General features: G+C 60.3%; 16 protein-coding genes. 9 read left to right on the forward strand and 7 right to left on the reverse strand.

Annotated elements, in window-relative coordinates:
- Positions 1-34: 34 nt before the first annotated feature.
- The 4 genes from GIR22_RS07720 to GIR22_RS07735 all read right to left on the reverse strand — a co-directional run bounded on the left by GIR22_RS07720 (position 35) and on the right by GIR22_RS07735 (position 5,500).
- The gene (locus GIR22_RS07720) at positions 35-1,075 is read right to left on the reverse strand and encodes an ABC transporter substrate-binding protein (protein ID WP_154742764.1); all 1,041 of its coding nucleotides are present in this window, start codon (positions 1,073-1,075) and stop codon (positions 35-37) included.
- A 43-nt stretch (positions 1,076-1,118) separates the two neighbouring features.
- Complete coding sequence (locus GIR22_RS07725; RefSeq protein ID WP_154742765.1) at positions 1,119-2,231, reverse strand: ABC transporter ATP-binding protein; 1,113 nt, start codon at positions 2,229-2,231, stop codon at positions 1,119-1,121.
- A gap of 227 nt (positions 2,232-2,458) precedes the next feature.
- On the reverse strand, positions 2,459-3,088 hold the full coding sequence (locus GIR22_RS07730) for a response regulator (RefSeq protein ID WP_178122151.1): 630 nt from the start codon (positions 3,086-3,088) through the stop codon (positions 2,459-2,461).
- A 24-nt stretch (positions 3,089-3,112) separates the two neighbouring features.
- Complete coding sequence (locus tag GIR22_RS07735) at positions 3,113-5,500, reverse strand: PAS domain-containing sensor histidine kinase (RefSeq protein WP_154742766.1); 2,388 nt, start codon at positions 5,498-5,500, stop codon at positions 3,113-3,115.
- Between the two features lie 77 nt (positions 5,501-5,577).
- Between GIR22_RS07735 and GIR22_RS07740 the strand changes: the two genes are divergently transcribed.
- Positions 5,578-6,567, forward strand: a complete 990-nt coding sequence (locus GIR22_RS07740) for an alpha/beta hydrolase family protein (RefSeq protein WP_154742767.1) — start codon at positions 5,578-5,580, stop codon at positions 6,565-6,567.
- A gap of 4 nt (positions 6,568-6,571) precedes the next feature.
- Here the strand turns inward: GIR22_RS07740 and GIR22_RS07745 are convergent, their stop codons facing one another.
- Genes GIR22_RS07745 through GIR22_RS07755 form a run of 3 tightly spaced genes read right to left on the reverse strand, consistent with a single transcriptional unit; the run spans position 6,572 to position 9,037 of the window.
- Entirely contained in the window at positions 6,572-7,339 is a 768-nt protein-coding gene (locus GIR22_RS07745; RefSeq protein WP_154742768.1) for a TerB family tellurite resistance protein, read from the reverse strand.
- A gap of 1 nt (position 7,340) precedes the next feature.
- Positions 7,341-8,015 (reverse strand): N-acetylmuramate alpha-1-phosphate uridylyltransferase MurU, encoded by a 675-nt coding sequence (murU, locus tag GIR22_RS07750; RefSeq protein ID WP_154742769.1) that lies wholly within the window; start codon positions 8,013-8,015, stop codon positions 7,341-7,343.
- Complete coding sequence (locus tag GIR22_RS07755) at positions 8,012-9,037, reverse strand: aminoglycoside phosphotransferase family protein (protein WP_154742770.1); 1,026 nt, start codon at positions 9,035-9,037, stop codon at positions 8,012-8,014. Before GIR22_RS07755 ends, murU begins: the two co-directional genes overlap by 4 nt.
- Before the next feature lie 130 nt (positions 9,038-9,167).
- On the opposite strand from GIR22_RS07755, the gene GIR22_RS07760 reads away from it, so the two are divergent.
- From GIR22_RS07760 to GIR22_RS07795, 8 genes are all read left to right on the forward strand, one after another.
- Positions 9,168-11,939 (forward strand): LPS-assembly protein LptD, encoded by a 2,772-nt coding sequence (locus GIR22_RS07760; RefSeq protein ID WP_154742771.1) that lies wholly within the window; start codon positions 9,168-9,170, stop codon positions 11,937-11,939.
- Positions 11,920-13,254: a peptidylprolyl isomerase gene (locus GIR22_RS07765; RefSeq protein ID WP_377663177.1), complete on the forward strand. Its 1,335-nt coding sequence runs from the start codon at positions 11,920-11,922 to the stop codon at positions 13,252-13,254. Before GIR22_RS07760 ends, GIR22_RS07765 begins: the two co-directional genes overlap by 20 nt.
- A complete protein-coding gene (gene pdxA, locus GIR22_RS07770; protein ID WP_178122153.1) occupies positions 13,251-14,240 on the forward strand; it encodes a 4-hydroxythreonine-4-phosphate dehydrogenase PdxA in 990 nt (329 codons plus the stop codon). The genes GIR22_RS07765 and pdxA overlap by 4 nt, the downstream gene beginning before the upstream one ends.
- Positions 14,237-15,049, forward strand: coding sequence for a 16S rRNA (adenine(1518)-N(6)/adenine(1519)-N(6))-dimethyltransferase RsmA (rsmA, locus tag GIR22_RS07775; protein WP_154742773.1), 813 nt, complete (start codon positions 14,237-14,239; stop codon positions 15,047-15,049). Before pdxA ends, rsmA begins: the two co-directional genes overlap by 4 nt.
- A 120-nt stretch (positions 15,050-15,169) precedes the next feature.
- Entirely contained in the window at positions 15,170-15,550 is a 381-nt protein-coding gene (apaG, locus tag GIR22_RS07780) for a Co2+/Mg2+ efflux protein ApaG (protein WP_154742774.1), read from the forward strand.
- A complete protein-coding gene (locus GIR22_RS07785; protein ID WP_154742775.1) occupies positions 15,550-16,401 on the forward strand; it encodes a symmetrical bis(5'-nucleosyl)-tetraphosphatase in 852 nt (283 codons plus the stop codon). Before apaG ends, GIR22_RS07785 begins: the two co-directional genes overlap by 1 nt.
- Before the next feature lie 33 nt (positions 16,402-16,434).
- A complete protein-coding gene (gene glpE / locus GIR22_RS07790) occupies positions 16,435-16,764 on the forward strand; it encodes a thiosulfate sulfurtransferase GlpE (protein ID WP_154742776.1) in 330 nt (109 codons plus the stop codon).
- A 285-nt stretch (positions 16,765-17,049) separates the two neighbouring features.
- Positions 17,050-18,972, forward strand: coding sequence for a PrkA family serine protein kinase (locus tag GIR22_RS07795; RefSeq protein ID WP_154742777.1), 1,923 nt, complete (start codon positions 17,050-17,052; stop codon positions 18,970-18,972).
- Positions 18,973-19,030 lie beyond the last annotated feature (58 nt).

Below are 19,030 nucleotides of genomic sequence, written 5' to 3' on the forward strand. Positions count from 1 at the left end.
AGCTCGCTCCTACAAGGGCAAGCGGCGTGACGGCTTACTTGGCCGCCCAGGAATTGAAGCGCTGCTCCAGTTGCTCGCCGTTATCCGCCCAGAAGCTGACATTGATCTGCACCTGGTTGGCGATATTTTCCGGCGTGGTGGGCATGTCCTTGAGCACATCCTTGGCCAGTAACGGCACGGCGTGGGTATTGGCCGGGCCATAGGCGATGTTTTCCGAATAGATCTTCTGCTGCTGCGGTGCGACCGAGAAGGCGATGAACTTCTTCGCCGCTTCAGCACGACCCTTGGCCAGGCCTTTCGGAATCGCCCAGGCGTCAAAATCGTAGATGCCGCCGTTCCACACTACTTTCAGGTTGCTCTCTTTCTGCACCGCAGCAATCCGGCCGTTATAGGCAGAGCTCATGACCACATCGCCAGAGGCCAGGTATTGCGGCGGTTGGGCTCCAGCTTCCCACCACTGAATCGATGGCTTGAGCTCATCGAGTTTTTTGAAGGCGCGGTCCTGGCCGTCTTTGCTCGCCAGCACCTTGTACACATCCTTGGGCGCAACACCGTCCGCCATCAAGGCGAACTCCAGGGTGTACTTCGCGCCTTTGCGCAAACCGCGCTTGCCCGGGAATTTTTTGGTGTCCCAGAAATCCGTCCAACTGGTGGGTGCGGTTTTCAGCTTGTCGGCGTTGTACGCCAGAACGGTCGACCAGACGAAAAAGCCTACACCGCAAGGCTGGATTGCGCCCTCCACATAGTCGTCAGTCTTGCCGAACAGTGTCGGGTCCAGGGGCTCGAACATGCCTTCGTCACAACCACGGGACAGTTCCGGCGACTCCACTTCCACCAAGTCCCAGGACACGCTCTTGGTGTCGACCATGGCTTTGACCTTGGCCATCTCACCGTTGTATTCACCCGCGATGATCTTGCCGTTGCCCGCGCTTTCCCACGGAGCGTAGAAGGCCTTGGTCTGCGCCGCCTTGTTCGCGCCGCCAAAGGACACGACCGTCAGGTCCGGGCCTGCCATGGCCTGCGAGGCGCCCATCAAGCCAATGGCCAGGACGGAATACTTCAGGGATTTCAACATTATTGTTCTCTCCACGTGCAGGGTTGGTGAAGCCAGGGGGCGATCAATTCGCCTCTAGAAGTGGGTCGAGCGCGCGAACGTGCTCGACTTGCCAGCCAATCGGTACCACGTCGCCGACCGTCAATGCCGGGTCCAGTTCGGCGATCGGTTGTTTCACGAAAAAATCGGGTTTGCCGCAGACTTCCAAGCGCACACGAACGTGGTCGCCCAGGTAGATAAATTCCGCAACCCGTCCGGAGAAGCGGTTGACGCAGCGTTCGCTGGAGCCATTGAGACTGACCCGCTCCGGGCGCACCGACAGGGTCACCGGGCCACCGACCTGGCCGACATTCACCGCCAGCGCCTCGACCTTCTCGCCTCGCGCCAGCTCCACCACACAACGCTCGCCGGTGTGGCTGTGCAGTCGGCCGTTGAGGCGATTGTTCTCGCCGATGAAATTGGCGACGAAGGTGTTTTTCGGCTCTTCATACAAAGTGCGCGGGGAGGCAATCTGCTGGATTTCACCCTGGTGAAATACCGCCACCCGGTCGGACATGGTCAGCGCTTCACCCTGGTCATGGGTCACGTAGACCACGGTCACGCCCAGGCGCTGGTGCAGGTGCTTGATCTCCATCTGCATGTGTTCGCGCAACTGTTTGTCCAGGGCGCCAAGGGGCTCGTCCATCAGCACCAGTTGCGGCTCGAACACCAAAGCCCGGGACAGGGCTACGCGCTGTTGCTGGCCGCCAGAGAGTTGCGCCGGATAGCGCTGGGCGAAGGCGTCGAGCTGGACCATGCTCAGCACGCGCTTGACCCGTTCGCTGATATCGGTCTTGCTCAACCCGCGTACCGACAGCGGAAATGCCAGGTTCTCGGCCACGGTCATGTGGGGGAACAAAGCGTAGTTCTGGAACACCATGCCAATGTCCCGCTTGTGGGGCGGCACGTTGTTGATGGAGCGACCGGCCAGTTGGATTTCGCCAGCAGTCGGGTTTTCGAAGCCTGCAAGCATCATCAGGCTGGTGGTCTTGCCGGAACCGGATGGCCCGAGCAGGGTGAGGAACTCGCCTTTGCGGATCTCCAGGTTGAGGTCTTTGACGATCAGGTTCTCGCCGTCGTAGCTCTTCTGCACGCCACGAAAGCTGACCAGCACATCATTTGAATCCACCTCGCTCATACCCGCACCTTTTTGTTTTTGGACTGCTGTGGAGCAAGCGTAGTCCAGGTACAAGGCCCCGGAAATCGGGGCCGGGGAGAGATTGGCATCAGCGTAATGGAAGGTTCGGGGTAGGGATTGCCCTACACGGATGGCGGGCACTGGACAGTGCAGTTGCAAGCAGCACGCTACAAGCGGCAAGAACGGGCATCGCGGCGCTCAGGCGGTAGTCGCAAACAGGTATGAGGCTATAGGAGCTTGTGCTCCATCGCGTATTTCACCAGTTCCGCCAGAGAGGTGATATTGAGCTTCTGCATCAACCGCGCCTTGTGGGTGCTGATGGTCTTGCTGCTCAGGGCCAGTTGCTGGGCGATGTCATTGACGTTGGCGCCCTGGGCCAGGCGCTCGAACACCGAAAACTCCCGCTCCGACAGCAGCGCGTGTAACGGCCGGCTATCGGTAAGGCCGACTTCGAAGACCATGCGGTCGGCCAGGTCCGGGTCGATGTAACGCCCACCCGCCGCCACCTTGCGGATCGCCGTCAACAGCAGTGCCGGGTCGCTATCTTTGGTGGCGTAGCCGGCCGCGCCGACTTTCAAGGCACGGGCAGCCATTTGTGCTTCGTCGTGCATCGACAGCACCAGGATCGCCGGAGGGTTGTTCAGTGCGCGAATGCGCGGGATGGCCTCCAGGCCGTTGACACCCGGCATGGAGATATCCAGCAGCACCACCTCGCACGGTACCTGGCGCAGTGTTTCCAACAACTGTTCACCATTGCTCGCCTCCCCAACAACCACCAGGTCTTTGGCCAAGCCGATCAACTGCTTGATGCCTTCACGAACGATGGTGTGGTCTTCAGCTACCAGTACGCGAATCACGGGGGTTTCCTCTTCTTGTGGTTATCAGTCCAACGGCACCGTCACACTCAAGGTGGTGCCCTCCCCCAGCGTGCTGTCCAGGCTCAACTGCCCGCCCATGATCAGCACCCGCTCGCGCATGCCCACCAGGCCGAATGACACCGGACGTCCTTGCGCCGGCACAAACCCTGCGCCGTCATCGCTGATGGTCAGCCGCAGGTTCGAGCCTTCCACCGCCAAGGTCAATTCGACAGTATGCGCCTGGGCATGGCGCATCACATTGGTCAGCGCCTCCTGCAGTATCCGAAACAACCCGATCGCCTTGACATCGCTGATTGCCGGCAGGTTGTCAGGTACCTGTACCAGGCAGGGAATCTGCGTGCGCGCCTCGAAGCGCCGGGCCTGCCATTCGATGGCCGAGGCAATTCCCGCGTCGAGAATCGGCGGGCGTAGCGCAGTGGCCACGTCGCGCACCAGTTGGAACAATTGGGCGATCAACCGCTTCATGCTATTCAACCGGTCATGCAAGCCTGGGTCCAACTGCGCATAGGCCAGCTCGCACATGGAGGTCTCCAGCTTGAGCACCGTGAGCATCTGTCCCAGCTCATCGTGCACTTCCCGGGCGATTCGCGCTTTCTCTTCCTCGCGCACGTTTTCCAGGTGAGCCGACAACTCGCGCAGTTGTGCGCGAGAAGCATCCAGCTCCAGCTCGACTCGCTTGCTCTCGGTGATGTCCCAGACAATCCCGTCCCATACCACTACGCCGTCTTCCAGGCGCCGGGTAACCGCCTTGATCTCGGCCCAGCGTTGCTCGCCCTGGCGCGTAAGGATTCGACCTTGCCACGACCAGTTGCTTTCGGTGTCGATGGCCTGGTCCTGGGTGCGGTGATAGCTGGCCCGGTCGTCCGGGTACACCAGGCTGCGAATACCCACATCCCGATGACTGAGCACCGCCGGGGAATACCCCACCAGGCGTTCGCTGCCTTCGCTGATATAGGCAAAATCGAGCTCGTCGCTCAGCGGCAAGCGCTCCAGGCGAAACACCAGCCCCGGGACGTTGGCGGCAATGCCCTGCAGGCGTGCTTCACTTTCCTGCAACGCGGCCAGGGCCCGACGTCGCTCGGTGACGTCATTGAGATAGACCACCAGGTATTCGCCGCCGGCAAAACGCAAGAAACTCAGGGAGACATCCGCGGGCAACACGCTGCCGTCCGCCCGCACACACTCGGTGGCGAAGCTTTGCGGCCCGTCCTCGCTGGCCCGGGCGCGTTTCCACAGGTTAAGCCAACGGTCCATGGTCAAGGTTGGATCGAAGGTGATCAGCGGTCGCTCGATCAGCGCGCCCTCGGTGTAACCGAGCAGGGTGTGCGCCGCCACATTGGCGTAACGCACATGGCTGTCCCAATTGACCCAAAGGATGCCGACGGTACTTTGGTCGATGGAAAATTGCGTCAGCCGCAACGCTTGCGCACCTGCGGCGCGGACGGCGCTCTCTTCCCGGTCGGCCAGTAACGCCTGCTCCAACCCGCGATGCTGGCGCCGCTGCCAAAACACCATGGCGAGGCTGGCCAGCAGCAAAACCCCCAGCAGCACACTCAGGTTCTGCCAGAAGCCAAGGGATGTTGCACGCTGTGGGTATTTGGGTTGCAGCCAGCGCGCATGCAACTGGTCCAGATCTCGAGCCGGTATCGCCCGCAAAGCACTTTCCATGATGTCGGCCAACAACGGCCAGTCACGCCGGGTGGCCACTCGCAACAGCTGCGGCAGCCCAATATCCCCCACCACCGCTAACCCGGCGAATTCCGCTTCCCCCGACAAACGGCTCAACTGCGCCTCGCCAATGACCGCATAACGGGCCTGTTGGCTCACCAGCAGTTGCAAAGCCTGACGCTCCAGAGGCACACCTTGCAGGTTGAGGTTGGGATAGTTGCTGTGCAGGTAGTCGGCCACTACGCCGGGCATGCGCACGGCTACCCGGGATTTCTCGTCGATTTTTTCCAGGTCCACCGTCCCGCTGCCATCGGGAATGCCAACGATGAGCTGCGGCACCCGCATATAAGGGTCGGAGTACAGCCACAGGCGCAATCCGGCCGGAGTTTGTACCAAGCCAGGTGCAAGGTCGACTTCACCGTCGCGCACAGCGGCGTCCAGTTGCTCCTGATTGGGAAAGTTGCGCCAGGTCAGCTCAATGCCCAGCGCCTTGGCCAGCCATTGCATCAACTCGACATTGGCCCCGGACAAGCGCTGCAAGCGTCGGTCGTATTGCGCATAAGGCGCCTGCAACACCAGGCCGACGCGCAAGTCCGGGTGCCTGGCCAACCACTCACGCTGCTCTGCATTGAGCTGCGCCAGGGGCGTAACCGGCGCGGGCGCAGCACCCGCCGCCAAGGGAATGCACAAACAGCCGATTACCAGCAGATAGCGAAAACCCATGATCCACGTCTCACGTCACTGACAAATACTGATCAACCCATTACGCTGCCAGAACCACTTCTGGCCGGAAATAAACGATGCCCCTTCCCCACCGCTCAACACTGCCAGCATTGTGCCTGTCGCTGCTGTTTACCAGCACCTTTTGCGTCGAGGCCGCCGATACCGCACCTGCGGCCCAACCACCTGCCGAGGCAAAACCGCTCGAGCGTCAGCCCTTGCCCGAGCGCAGCCAGGAAGAATCCCGCGCCCTTGAGCGGCAAATCCCGCCACAGGAACAGCAACAACTGCAGGCCGGTAGCGATACATTCCTGGCCTTGTGGAAACAGGCCAACAGCGCCGAGCCCGAAGGTGTGGTGATTATCGTCCCCGGCATAGGAGAAACCGCTGACTGGCCTCAAGCAATCGGTCCTTTGCGCCAGAAATTGCCGGACGCGGCATGGGCCAGCCTGAGCCTGACGCTGCCGGACCAGACCCTCGACACCCCCCCTCCGCGCCTGATCGAAGCCCCCACGTCTGTCGTGGACACCAGCAGTAAAGATGCGAGCACTGTCGCCCCCGCGCCGATCGAGCAGGCCGCCAGCGCCGAAGCCGAAGGCACCGACCCGGCCGTGGCACCCGCCGCCGATGAGCGAGACCAGACTGACGCTGCACGGATCTTTGCCCGCATTGATGCCGCCGTCGCGTTTGCCCAGAGCCAAAATGCCCGCAGCGTCGTGTTGCTCGGCCACGGCACCGGTGCCTGGTGGGCAGCGCGCTACCTGAATGAAAAACAACCGTCCCAGGTACAAAAACTCATCCTGGTAGCGGGCCAAACACCGCCCGGCAGCCAACCGGACCTGCAACAGCTGGCTCCCACGTTGAAACTGGCGACCGCCGACATCGTCTATCAGGATACCCCTCAGGCACGCAAAACTGCCCTGGAGCGTGCCCAGGCAGCCAAACGCCTGAAGAATGACAACTACCAACAGATTTCACTGAAAGCCTTGCCCGGCAGTAGCCCAGCCGGACAAGAGCAGCTGTATCGACGGATTCGTGGCTGGTTGAGTCCGCAGAACGTCGGGAACTGATGGCCTAGCGCAAATCCTGACGCTCACGAATCAATGCGTATGCGTTATGCAGTTCTCGCGTCCTTTCAGTCGCCTCACGCACCTGGGTGGGGTCGGCACCACTGCCGGCAATCTTGTCCGGGTGATGGCGACTGAGCAGCCGTCGGTAGGCTCGCTTGATCGCCGTCGGGTCAGTGGTGGCCGTTACCCCGAGGATTCGTAGCGCCTCCTGATAGGCACCGCTGCGGTTGGCCAGCGGCTTGCGTTCCTGCGTGTAGTCCGCCGCCAGCGCGCGGACTTGCTGCGGCGTCCACCCCAACCACTTGCCCCACAACTCAATCAGCTCCCGCTCGGCCATGCTGGCTTTGCCATCGGCCCAGACCATCCGCCAGCAGGCACGCAGCACGCCTTCCGCCGCATGCGGCTGGGCCTTGAGTACCCGCAGGTAGCTACGCACCCGGTCCGAGCCCGATTTACCCCGATTAAAGGCGGTAATCGCCCGGCGCCGGGCCGACTCGGTCATGTCCAGCGAACGCATCTCCTGGCGCGCCTGCTGGATATGCCCATCCACCACCTGGCCATTACTTTTAGCCAGGCGGCCGAGCAAGACGAACAGCAACTCGTCATTGCGCAGTGCCGACCGACCACCCAGGCGCTCACGCACCTGCGCCCAACTGTGCAATTGCAGGTGCCGATCCAGCGCCTGGCCCAACAGCGCGCCCAACATGGCCCCCGGAATGCTGGCAATGGCAAAGCCCGCCCCGGCTCCAATCAGAGTCCCTGGCCACAACATCTTACTGCCCCGCTGTCAGCAGGTTTTCGACCTGCGCCAAGCGCTCCAGCGTACCGACATCAATCCAGCGCCCGTGCATGTGCTCCCCCGTTACCAACCTTTTGGCCATCGCCGTGCGTAGCAGCGGCGCCAGCTTGAAGGCACCGGCACTGCACCCCTCGAACAACATGGGGTGCAGCACTGAAATGCCACTGAAGGTCAGGTTATCGGCATCGGGAGCGGCATCATGAAGCACGCCGCCTTTAATATAGAAGTCGCCACCTGAAGGGTGATGAGGCGGATTATCGACCATCACCAGATGGGCCAGGCCGTTCAGCGGCTGCTTGAGACTGGCGAAGTCATAGTCGGTCCAGATATCACCGTTGACCACCAGGAACGGCTCATCCCCCAGCAGCGGCAAAGCCTGGAAAATCCCGCCGCCGGTTTCCAATGGCTCACCTTCGGCCGAATATTGGATACGTACGCCGTACTGCGAACCGTTCCCCAGATAGCCCTCGATCTGCTGGCCAAGCCAGGCGTGGTTGATGACGATATCGGTGAAGCCCGCCTTGGCAAGCGCCTCCAGGTGATATTCGATCAAGCGCTTGCCTCCCGCCGGGATCAGCGGCTTGGGCGTGTGCAAGGTCAGCGGGCGCATCCGCTCGCCTTTGCCGGCGGCCAGGATCATCGCCTTCATACGACGCCCCCAGCCGCTGGGCGCAGGCTGGCCAGCAACTCACCCAGTTCGGCCAACTCCGAACGTTCGGCGAGCACCGCCTCTATATAGGCAAAGAAGCGCGGCACATCGGCGAGGTAGCGTGGCTTGCCGTCGCGGTGGCAGATACGGGCGAAGATGCCGATCACCTTGAGGTGACGCTGCACGCCCATCAGGTCGCTGGCCCGCAGGAAGTCGTCAAAGTCTGCCTGCACCGGTATGCCCAACTGGCCAGCACGCTCCCAATAGCCGCGCTGCCATTCCCGCACCCGGGCCTGGGGCCAACTGAGGAAGGCGTCCTTGAACAGGCAGGTGATGTCATAGGTCACTGGGCCGTAGACCGCGTCCTGAAAGTCCAGCACACCGGGGTTCGGCTTGCTGATCATCAGGTTGCGCGGCATGTAGTCGCGGTGCACCAGCACTTTGGGCTGGGCCAGGGCACTGTCGATCAAGCGTTCGCTGACGCATTGCCACAAGGCCGCCTGTCGGGCATCGAACTCAATCCCCAGGTGCCGACGCACGTACCACTCGGGAAACAGCTCCAGTTCACGACGTAACAACGCCACGTCATAGCTGGGCAAACCCGCATCCATCGGCAATTGTTGGAAGGCCAGCAGCGCGTCGATGGCATCGGCGAACAATTGATCGGCATTTTCGTCGTCAATCACGTCCAGGTAGGTTTTTTGGCCCAGGTCATTGAGCAAAAGAAAGCCCCGAGGAAGATCTTCGGCATAAATTTGTGGAACATTGATGCCTGATTTTGCCAATAAATGCGCGATATCGACGAAAGGTTTGCAGTTTTCCTGGGGGGGAGGCGCGTCCATGACGACAAAACTGCGACCCTCGCCTTCCCAGCGAAAGTAACGCCTGAAACTCGCGTCACTGCTGGCTGCGGTCAATGTGGCCGGGGGCACGGCACCCCAGCCCTGGGCATTGAAAAGGATCGGTAACTGCTCATCGAGCCAGACTTTCAGGTGTTGCAAGCGTAGATCTTGGTGGGGCATTACAAGGGTCTCCGACGGCGCTAGCCGTCAAGCGGGTCATGCTTTATTATCACGCATCTTTTTCAGACCATCGAGAGGCGTGCGGCCCACACCGCGGGCAGATGGCACGCAGGAAGCCCGGACTAATAAGATGGCATTGAAATCCCCCGCGTTTCGTAGAAAATTTCCGTTGCTGGTAACCGGCAGTCTGCTGGCCATGCAACCCTTCGCCACCTCATTCGTGGTCGCCGCGGAACAGTATGACTGCTCAGTCTCTGCTTCGGGTGCCTGGGATTGCGCGCCGAAAACCGCCGCGGCCCCATTACCACCGCGCCCGGTGCATGATGGCAGTGCCATCGTCTCGGCCAACGGCACGCCGCAAGGCGAGGCTGCCGGCACCGAGGCCGTGCCTCAGACCAAGCTGGTCACCGAAGCCAAGGGCCGCGGCCTGCGTTCGCGCAGCGCCGACTACAGCCACCTGGACTGGGTCCCTCGCGACAAGCTCACCGCCGCGCAACTGGCCGAAACCGGTCCGTATTGCTCCGGCGGTTATGTCGAGCCGATTCGTCCGGGCATGAACGACAAGACAAACAAGAGCGACGCACCGACCTTCATCGGCGCCAAGGCCTCTCGTTACGAGCAGGAACAACAGATTGCATCCCTGGCCGGTGACGTGGTCATGCGCCAGGGCAGCATGCAGGTCGAGGCCGACGAGGCCAACCTGTACCAGGCCGAGAACCGTGGCGAGCTGAGCGGCAACGTTCGCCTGCGCGACAACGGTGCACTGTTGGTCGGCGATCACGCGGATGTCCAACTGGACACCGGCGCGGCCAAAGTCGACAACGTCGAATATGTGATGCACAAGTCGCGCATTCGCGGCAACGCGCTGTACGCCAAGCGTGCCGAGAACGCGATCATCCGTCTCAAGGACGGTACGTACACCACCTGCGAGCCAAACAGCAACGCCTGGCAGCTCAAGGGCAACAACATCACGCTCAACCCGGCTACCGGTTTCGGTACGGCGACCAACGTGACGTTGCGGGTCAAGGACATTCCGATCCTTTACACCCCGTATATCTATTTCCCGATCGATGATCGTCGTCAGTCCGGCTTCCTGCCACCGAGCTTCAGCTCGGGTGGCGAGAGCGGCTTTACCCTGACCACCCCGTACTACTTCAACCTGGCACCCAACTACGATGCCACGTTGTACCCGCAATACATGACCAAGCGTGGCATGTTGGTGGAAGGCGAATTCCGTTACCTCACCAAGTCCAGCGAAGGTCAGTTCGGCGGTGCATACCTGAACGACGACAACGACGAGCGCAGCAAGCAGAGCGATTACGACAAAACCCGCTACATGCTTAACTGGCAGCACAAAGGTGGGCTGGATTCGCGGGTACTGACCGAAGTCGATTACACCGACATCAGCGACCCGTACTACTTCCAGGACCTGAAAAGCAACCAGATCGGTGTTGAGTCCCGGGACTTCATCAACCAGCAAGGTGTTGTCAGCTATCGTGGCGACAGCTATACCGCGCGGTTGAACGTACAAGCCTATAAATTGGCGACGGTCTCCCAGATCACCCCGTACAACCGCCTGCCGCAGATCACCTTTAACGGTGCGCTGCCGTATCACCCGGGCGGACTGGACTTTGCCTATGAGACGGAAGCAGTAAGGTTTGAGCGTGATCTTAGGACCGGCGACTACGTTGACGAGGATGGTGTAAGCGAACTTCGCCTGGATGAACGGGTTCGAGGGCTGACCCGTGCCAACGGCACACGCCTGAACGTCGCACCTAGCGTTTCCCTGCCGATGAACTGGACTTATGGCTTCATCACTCCGAAGCTCAAGTATGTCTACACCAAGTACGACCTAGACCTGGACAACAAGGGCATGACGTCGCTCGCTGAAGGAGACGAGTTCAAAAGCTCCCAGGATCGTGCGGTTCCAATTGCCAGCGTAGACAGCGGCCTCTACTTCGACCGCGACACTCAATGGTTCGGCGACAACTACCGTCAAACCCTGGAACCACGCCTGTTCTATCTCTATGTGCCCGAGAAGGACCAGTCTGACATCCCAGTGTTCGACACCAGCGAAAGCACCTTCAACTATGCGTCGCTGTTTCGCGATAACCGCTTTACCGGTAAAGACCGTATCGGCGACGAAAACAAACTGTCCCTGGGCGTAACCAGCCGCTGGATCCAGGAAAACGGTTTCGAACGCCAGCGCGTCAGCATCGGCCAGGCCTTGTACTTCAAGGACCGCGAAGTCCAGTTGCCAGGCATCCTGGCGGCCGACCGCGCAGACGCGCAATCGAATGTTTCACCCATCGCCCTGGACTACGAGTTCCGCTTCAACCGCGACTGGCGTGCCACGGCCGACTACAACTGGGACACCGACAGCCACAGCGCACGCTCCGGCAGCGCGATGTTCCACTACCAGCCGGAAGACGACAAAAACAAGGTTATCAACGTTGGTTATCGCTATCGCAATGACCAGGTTGTCTACAACCAGTTGACCGGCAAATGGCAGTTTGGTGGTAACTACGGCCAGGAAGGCGACCCGAACTTCGTGAAGGATTACTACAAAATCCAGCAGCACGACTTCTCGATGATGTGGCCGATCATTCCACAGTGGAACCTGATCACCCGCTGGCAGTATGACTACGCACGCAACCGTACCCTGGAAGCCTTCGGTGGTTTCGAGTACGACAACTGCTGCTGGAAACTGCGCGTGATCAACCGTTATTGGGTTTCCAACGACGAATATACCCAGATCGCCCCGTTGAACGAAAAGGGTGACCATGGGCTCTTCTTCCAGATAGTCCTCAAAGGACTCGGCGGCCTGACCGGCGCCAAGGTAGAGAGCTTCCTCGACAAAGGCATTGAAGGTTATCGTGAACGTGAAGACCAAGCTTTCTGATTGTCTGCGCCCGCTAGTGCTGGGCGCGCTGTTCCTGGGTGCCGCAACGGCACACGCTGCGGTTCAACCGCTGGACAAGGTAGTGGCCATCGTCGATAACGACGTGATCATGCAGAGCCAACTGGACCAACGGGTCAAGGAAGTTCAGCAAACCATCGCCAAGCGTGGCGGCGGTGTACCGCCTACCAGCGTCCTGGACCAGCAGGTCCTCGAACGCCTGATCGTCGAAAACCTGCAACTGCAGATCGGCGACCGTTCCGGCATCCGCATCTCCGACGAAGAGCTGAACCAGGCCGTCGGCACCATCGCTCAGCGCAACAACATGAGCATTGATCAGTTCCGCGCCGCCCTGGCCCATGACGGTCTTTCGTATGAAGACGCCCGTGACCAGATCCGCCGTGAAATGATCATCAGCCGTGTGCGTCAGCGTCGTGTCGCCGAGCGGGTCCAGGTGTCCGAGCAGGAAGTGAAAAACTTCCTGGCCTCGGACCTGGGCAAGATGCAGCTGTCCGAAGAGCTGCACCTGGCCAACATCCTGATCCCGACGCCAGACAGCGCCAACGCTGAACAGCTCAATGCAGCCGCGGCGAAAACCCAGGCTGTGTATGACCGACTCAAGCAAGGTGCTGACTTTGCCCAGATGGCGATTGCCCAGTCCGGCAGCGACAACGCTCTCGAAGGCGGTGACATGGGCTGGCGTAAAGCGGCTCAACTGCCACCACCGTTCGATCGCGAGCTGAGCGCCATGGAAGTCGGTGGCATCACCCAGCCAGCCCGCACCCCTGGCGGCTTCATCATCCTCAAGTTGCTGGAAAAACGCGGCGGCGAAACCCAGATGCGCGACGAAGTTCACGTTCGTCACATCCTGATCAAGCCAAGTGAAATCCGCACCGAGGCGCAAACCCAGGAACTGGCACAGAAGATCTACGACCGCATCGAAGCCGGTGAAGACTTCGCCACCTTGGCCAAAAGCTTTTCGGAAGACCCAGGCTCCGCCCTCAACGGTGGCGACCTGAACTGGATCGACCCCAAGGCACTGGTGCCCGAGTTCCAGCAAGTGATGGCCGATACGCCTCAAGGCGTACTGTCCAAGCCATTCAAGTCTCAATATGGCTGGCACGTCCTGGAAGTCCTCGGCCGCCGCGCCACCGACAGCACCAACCAGGCTCGCGAGCAACAAGCCCTGACCGTGCTGCGTAACCGCAAATACGACGAAGAGCTGCAAACCTGGCTGCGTCAGATTCGTGATGAAGCCTACGTTGAAAACAAACTTCCTGGCGCCGATCAAACAGGCACCGACCAGGCAGAGCAGTGAAACCCCAGCGTTTCGCGTTGACACCCGGCGAGCCGGCCGGCATTGGTCCTGACCTGTGCCTGCTGCTCGCCTCGCAACCTCAGCCACACCCCCTGATTGCCATTACCAGCCGCGACCTGCTCCTTGAGCGGGCCGCGCAACTGGGCGTGGCTGTCAACCTGCTGCCTGTGGCGCCTGGCTGCTGGCCAGACCTTCCCGCCCCGGCCAACAGCCTGTATGTGTGGGACACCCCGCTGCACGCCAAGGTCGTGGCCGGAACACTGGATAAAGCCAACGCGGCTTTTGTCCTGGAAACCCTGACCCGCGCCGGGCAAGGCTGTATCGACGGTGACTTCGCCGGCATGATCACCGCCCCGGTGCACAAAGGCGTGATCAACGAATCAGGTATCGCCTTTTCCGGCCATACTGAGTTTCTCGCCGAACTGACCCGCACCTCACAAGTGGTCATGATGCTGGCAACCCGCGGCCTGCGTGTGGCCCTGGTGACCACTCACCTGCCCCTGCGCGAGATTGCCGACGCGATCACCCCCGAGCGCCTGGAGCGCGTCACCCGCATCCTGCACGCCGATCTGCAACAGAAGTTCGGCATCGCCCACCCGCGCATCCTCGTTTGTGGCCTCAACCCCCACGCAGGTGAAGGCGGCCACCTGGGCCATGAAGAAATCGACATCATCGAACCGACACTGGAGCGTCTGCGCCAAGAAGGCATGGACCTACGCGGCCCACTGCCTGCCGACACTCTGTTTACCCCCAAATATCTGGAGCACTGCGATGCAGTGCTGGCGATGTACCATGACCAAGGGCTGCCCGTGCTGAAATACAAAGGCTTCGGCGCCGCAGTCAACGTGACCCTGGGCCTGCCGATCATCCGCACCTCCGTCGACCATGGCACCGCCCTGGACTTGGCAGGCAGCGGCAAAATCGATACCGGCAGCCTGCACGTAGCCTTGGAAACCGCCTATCAGATGGCCGAGACCCGTATATGACCGAGCATTACCAACACCGGGCGCGTAAGCGCTTCGGGCAAAACTTCCTGCACGATGCCGGCGTAATCGACCGCATCCTGCGCTCCATCCACGCCAAGCCTGAAGACCGCCTGCTGGAAATCGGCCCGGGCCAGGGTGCGCTGACCCAAGGCCTGCTCAACAGCGGCGGCCAACTGGATGTGGTTGAGCTGGACAAGGACCTGATCCCGATCCTCAACCAGCAGTTCGCCGGCAAGCCCAATTTCAACCTGCACCAGGGCGATGCGCTGAAGTTCGACTTCACCAGCCTGAATGCCGCGCCCAACAGCCTGCGAGTGGTTGGCAACCTGCCGTACAACATCTCGACGCCGCTGATTTTCCATCTGCTGAACAACTCGGGCCTGATCCGCGACATGCACTTCATGCTGCAAAAAGAAGTGGTCGAGCGTCTGGCGGCTGGTCCTGGCGGCGGTGACTGGGGGCGCCTGTCGATCATGGTTCAGTACCATTGCCGGGTTGAGCACCTGTTCAACGTAGGTCCTGGCGCCTTCAATCCAGCGCCGAAAGTCGACTCGGCCATCGTGCGCCTGGTACCTCACGCCGTGCTGCCGCACCCAGCCAAAGATCACCGCCTGCTGGAGCGGGTGGTGCGTGAAGCGTTCAACCAGCGCCGCAAAACCTTGCGCAATACCCTCAAGGCCTTGCTCAGCAACGCTGAAATCGAAGCCGCTGGCGTCGATGGCAGCCTGAGACCCGAGCAACTTGACCTGGCAGCGTTCGTGCGCCTGGCCGATCAGCTCGCCATCCAGCCTGCGCCTGCCGCCGACTGAACCCGCGCCGGGCACAGCCAGACAGCATGTCTGGCCTAGTGCCCGCCACTTGGCCTAGACTGACCGGCATCCGTTATCCCCGCGTTGGGTATCTCCGCTTTTGCTTTTAAGGCCTCTTGTATGTCCGATCCTCGCTACCAGATCGACGTCAGCGTCGTCACTCGCTTCCTGGCGGAACAATCGCAACCCGAACAAAATCGCTTTGCCTTTGCCTACACGGTAACCGTGAAAAATAGCGGCTCGGTGCCGGCCAAATTGCTATCACGCCATTGGGTCATCACCGACGGTGATGGCCATGTGGAAGAAGTGCGCGGCGCAGGAGTCGTTGGCCAACAGCCACTGATCGATAGCGGCGCAAGCCACACCTACAGCAGCGGCACGGTGATGTCGTCCAAGGTCGGCATCATGCAAGGCTCTTATCAAATGAAAGCCACCGACGGCGAACTCTTCGATGCCATCATCGCCCCGTTCCGCCTCGCGGTGCCCGGAGCCCTGCACTGATGGCGACTTATGCTGTCGGCGACCTGCAAGGTTGCCTGGAGCCGCTCAAACGTGTGCTTGAGCGGGCAGCCTTCGATCCGGCCAAGGATCGCCTGTGGCTGGTGGGAGACCTGGTCAACCGTGGCCCGCAATCCCTCGAAACCCTGCGCTTCCTTTATAGCCTGCGCGATTCCCTGGTATGCGTGCTGGGTAATCATGACCTGCACTTGCTGGCGGCCGGTCATAACATCGAGCGTCTGAAAAAAGGCGATACCCTGCGGGAAATCCTCGAGGCGCCGGACCGCGCCGAGCTGCTGGAGTGGCTGCGCCGGCAAAAAATCATGCATTACGACGAAGCCCGCAACACCGCGCTGGTGCATGCCGGCATTGCGCCCCAATGGACACTGAAGAAAGCCCTCAAGTGCGCCGCCGAAGTTGAAAGCGCCTTGGCCGATGACAACCTGTTCACCACCTACCTCGACGGCATGTATGGCAATGAGCCGGTGAAGTGGGACAACGACCTTACCGGCATCGCCCGCCTGCGAGTGATCACCAACTACTTCACCCGCATGCGTTTTTGCACCGCCGAAGGCAAGCTTGACCTCAAGAGCAAGGAAGGCGCTGACACCGCGCTGCCCGGCTACAAGCCCTGGTTCGCGCATAAAGAACGCAAGACCCGTGATACGAAGATCATCTTCGGCCACTGGGCAGCCCTTGAAGGCAAATGCGAGGAGCCCGGCGTGTTCGCCCTCGACACCGGCTGCGTCTGGGGCGGCACCATGACCCTGATGAACATCGACACCGGCGAGCGCCTGAGCTGCCAGTGCGACTCCCCCGATTCCGAACAACTGCAGGCCACCGCAAAGCGCTAAACGGCGCTTTCATCCAGGCCAAAGGAGCCCGTCATGAGCGAATTCAAACGCATCCCACCCGAACAAGCCCAAGCCCTGCGCGAGCAAGGCGCTGTCGTTGTCGACATCCGCGACCAGCCCACCTATGCCGCCAGCCACATCAAGGGCGCCCAACACCTGGACAACCACAACATTGCCGATTTCATCCGCGCCGCAGACCTCGACGCGCCGGTGATCGTGGCCTGCTACCACGGCAACTCCAGCCAGAGTGCGGCAGCCTATCTGGTCAGCCAGGGCTTCTGCGACGTCTATAGCCTGGATGGCGGCTTCGAGCTGTGGCGTGCGACTTATCCTGGGGAAATTGCCCAAGGCGATTCGCAATAATTTTTTTCAAACCCCGCGACCCCGCGTGACGCTTGGGCTCGCGCCGTTTCTGACAAACGGCGCAGCTAAACTAATTGCGTATCGCGCCTTGACCTCCCAAATTCCGAACTATCCTTAAGCGCAGGCCATCCAAAACAGGGGAGAGCCGGTACACCGGCGTGCGGGTCATCGGTAGCATTTCAAGGTGTTCTGGGGGGAAAACGGCCATTGGTGATCACCAATGACCACCAGCATCGACTGATCGACCCAGCGTCGGCTCCACGTATCGAGCGAGGTGACGACGTCATGAGTATTTTTAGCCACTTCCAACAACGTTTCGAGTCCACACGCCAGGAAGAACTCACGCTTCAAGAGTACCTCGACCTTTGCAAGGAGGATCGTGGCGCCTACGCCTCGGCCGCCGAAAGGTTGCTATTGGCGATTGGTGAACCCGAGCTCTTGGACACCTCCACCACGTCGAGGCTGTCGCGAATCTTCTCCAACAAAGTGATCCGCCGTTATCCGGCCTTTGAAGACTTCCATGGCATGGAAGAATGCATCGATCAGATCGTCTCTTACTTCCGCCACGCCGCGCAGGGCCTGGAAGAGAAGAAACAGATCCTTTACCTGCTCGGCCCCGTCGGCGGCGGTAAATCGTCCCTGGCCGAAAAGCTCAAGCAACTGATCGAAAAGGTGCCCTTCTACGCCATCAAGGGCTCACCGGTCTTCGAATCGCCTTTGGGACTGTTCAACGCCACCGAAGATGGCGCGATCCTCGAAGAGGATTTCGGCATCCCCAGGCGTTACCTCAACACCATCATGTCGCCTTGGGCCACCAAGCGCCTGGCCGAGTTTGGCGGGGACATCAGCCAGTTCCGCGTAGTAAAGCTCTACCCATCGATCCTCAATCAGATTGCGGTGGCCAAGACCGAGCCTGGCGACGAGAACAACCAGGACATCTCGGCGCTGGTGGGCAAGGTCGATATTCGCAAGCTGGAAGAGTTCCCGCAGAACGACGCCGACGCCTACAGCTATTCGGGCGCGCTGTGCCGGGCCAACCAGGGCCTGATGGAGTTCGTGGAGATGTTCAAGGCACCGATCAAGGTGCTGCACCCGTTGCTGACAGCCACCCAGGAAGGCAACTACAACAGCACCGAAGGTCTTGGTGCGATTCCCTACACTGGGATTCTGCTGGCTCACTCCAACGAATCGGAATGGCACACCTTCCGTAACAACAAGAACAACGAAGCCTTCATCGATCGGATCTACATCGTCAAAGTGCCGTACTGCCTGCGGGTCAGTGATGAAATCAAAATCTATGACAAGTTGCTGTTCAACAGCTCCCTGGCCAAGGCCCATTGCGCGCCCGACACCCTGAAGATGCTCGCGCAGTTCACCGTGCTGTCGCGGCTCAAGGAGCCGGAAAACTCCAACATCTATTCAAAAATGCGTGTGTATGACGGGGAGAACCTCAAGGACACAGATCCCAAGGCCAAGTCGATCCAGGAATATCGCGACACGGCGGGTGTCGATGAGGGCATGAATGGCCTGTCGACCCGCTTTGCGTTCAAGATCCTTTCCAAAGTCTTCAACTTCGACCCGCACGAGATCGCCGCCAACCCGGTGCATTTGCTCTACGTATTGGAACAGCAGATCGAACAAGAACAGTTCCAGGCCGAAATCCGCGAGCGCTACCTACGCTTCCTCAAGGAATACCTGGCGCCGCGCTACATCGAGTTCATCGGCAAGGAAATCCAGACCGCCTACCTGGAGTCCTACAGCGAATACGGCCAGAACATCTTCGACCGCTACGTGCTGTACGCAGACTTCTGGATCCAGGACCAGGAATACCGCGATCCGGAAACCGGCGAAATACTCAACCGCGTAGCCCTCAATGAGGAACTGGAGAAAATCGAAAAACCGGCTGGCATCAGCAATCCGAAGGATTTCCGCAACGAAATCGTCAACTTCGTACTGCGCGCCCGGGCCAACAACAACGGCAAAAACCCTACCTGGCTCAGCTACGAGAAGCTGCGGGTGGTCATTGAGAAGAAAATGTTCTCCAACACCGAGGATCTGCTGCCGGTCATCAGCTTCAACGCCAAGGCCAGCAAGGAGGATCAGCAAAAACATAACGACTTCGTCACACGAATGGTCGAGCGTGGCTACACCGACAAACAGGTACGACTTCTTTCGGAATGGTACCTGCGGGTCCGGAAATCGCAGTGAGAGAAGCAGCTGCAAGCTTCTAGCTACAAGCTGCAAGGGAAAAGCCGCTGAACCGGTC

This window comes from Pseudomonas karstica (assembly GCF_009707515.1).
Taxonomy (GTDB): domain Bacteria; phylum Pseudomonadota; class Gammaproteobacteria; order Pseudomonadales; family Pseudomonadaceae; genus Aquipseudomonas; species Aquipseudomonas karstica.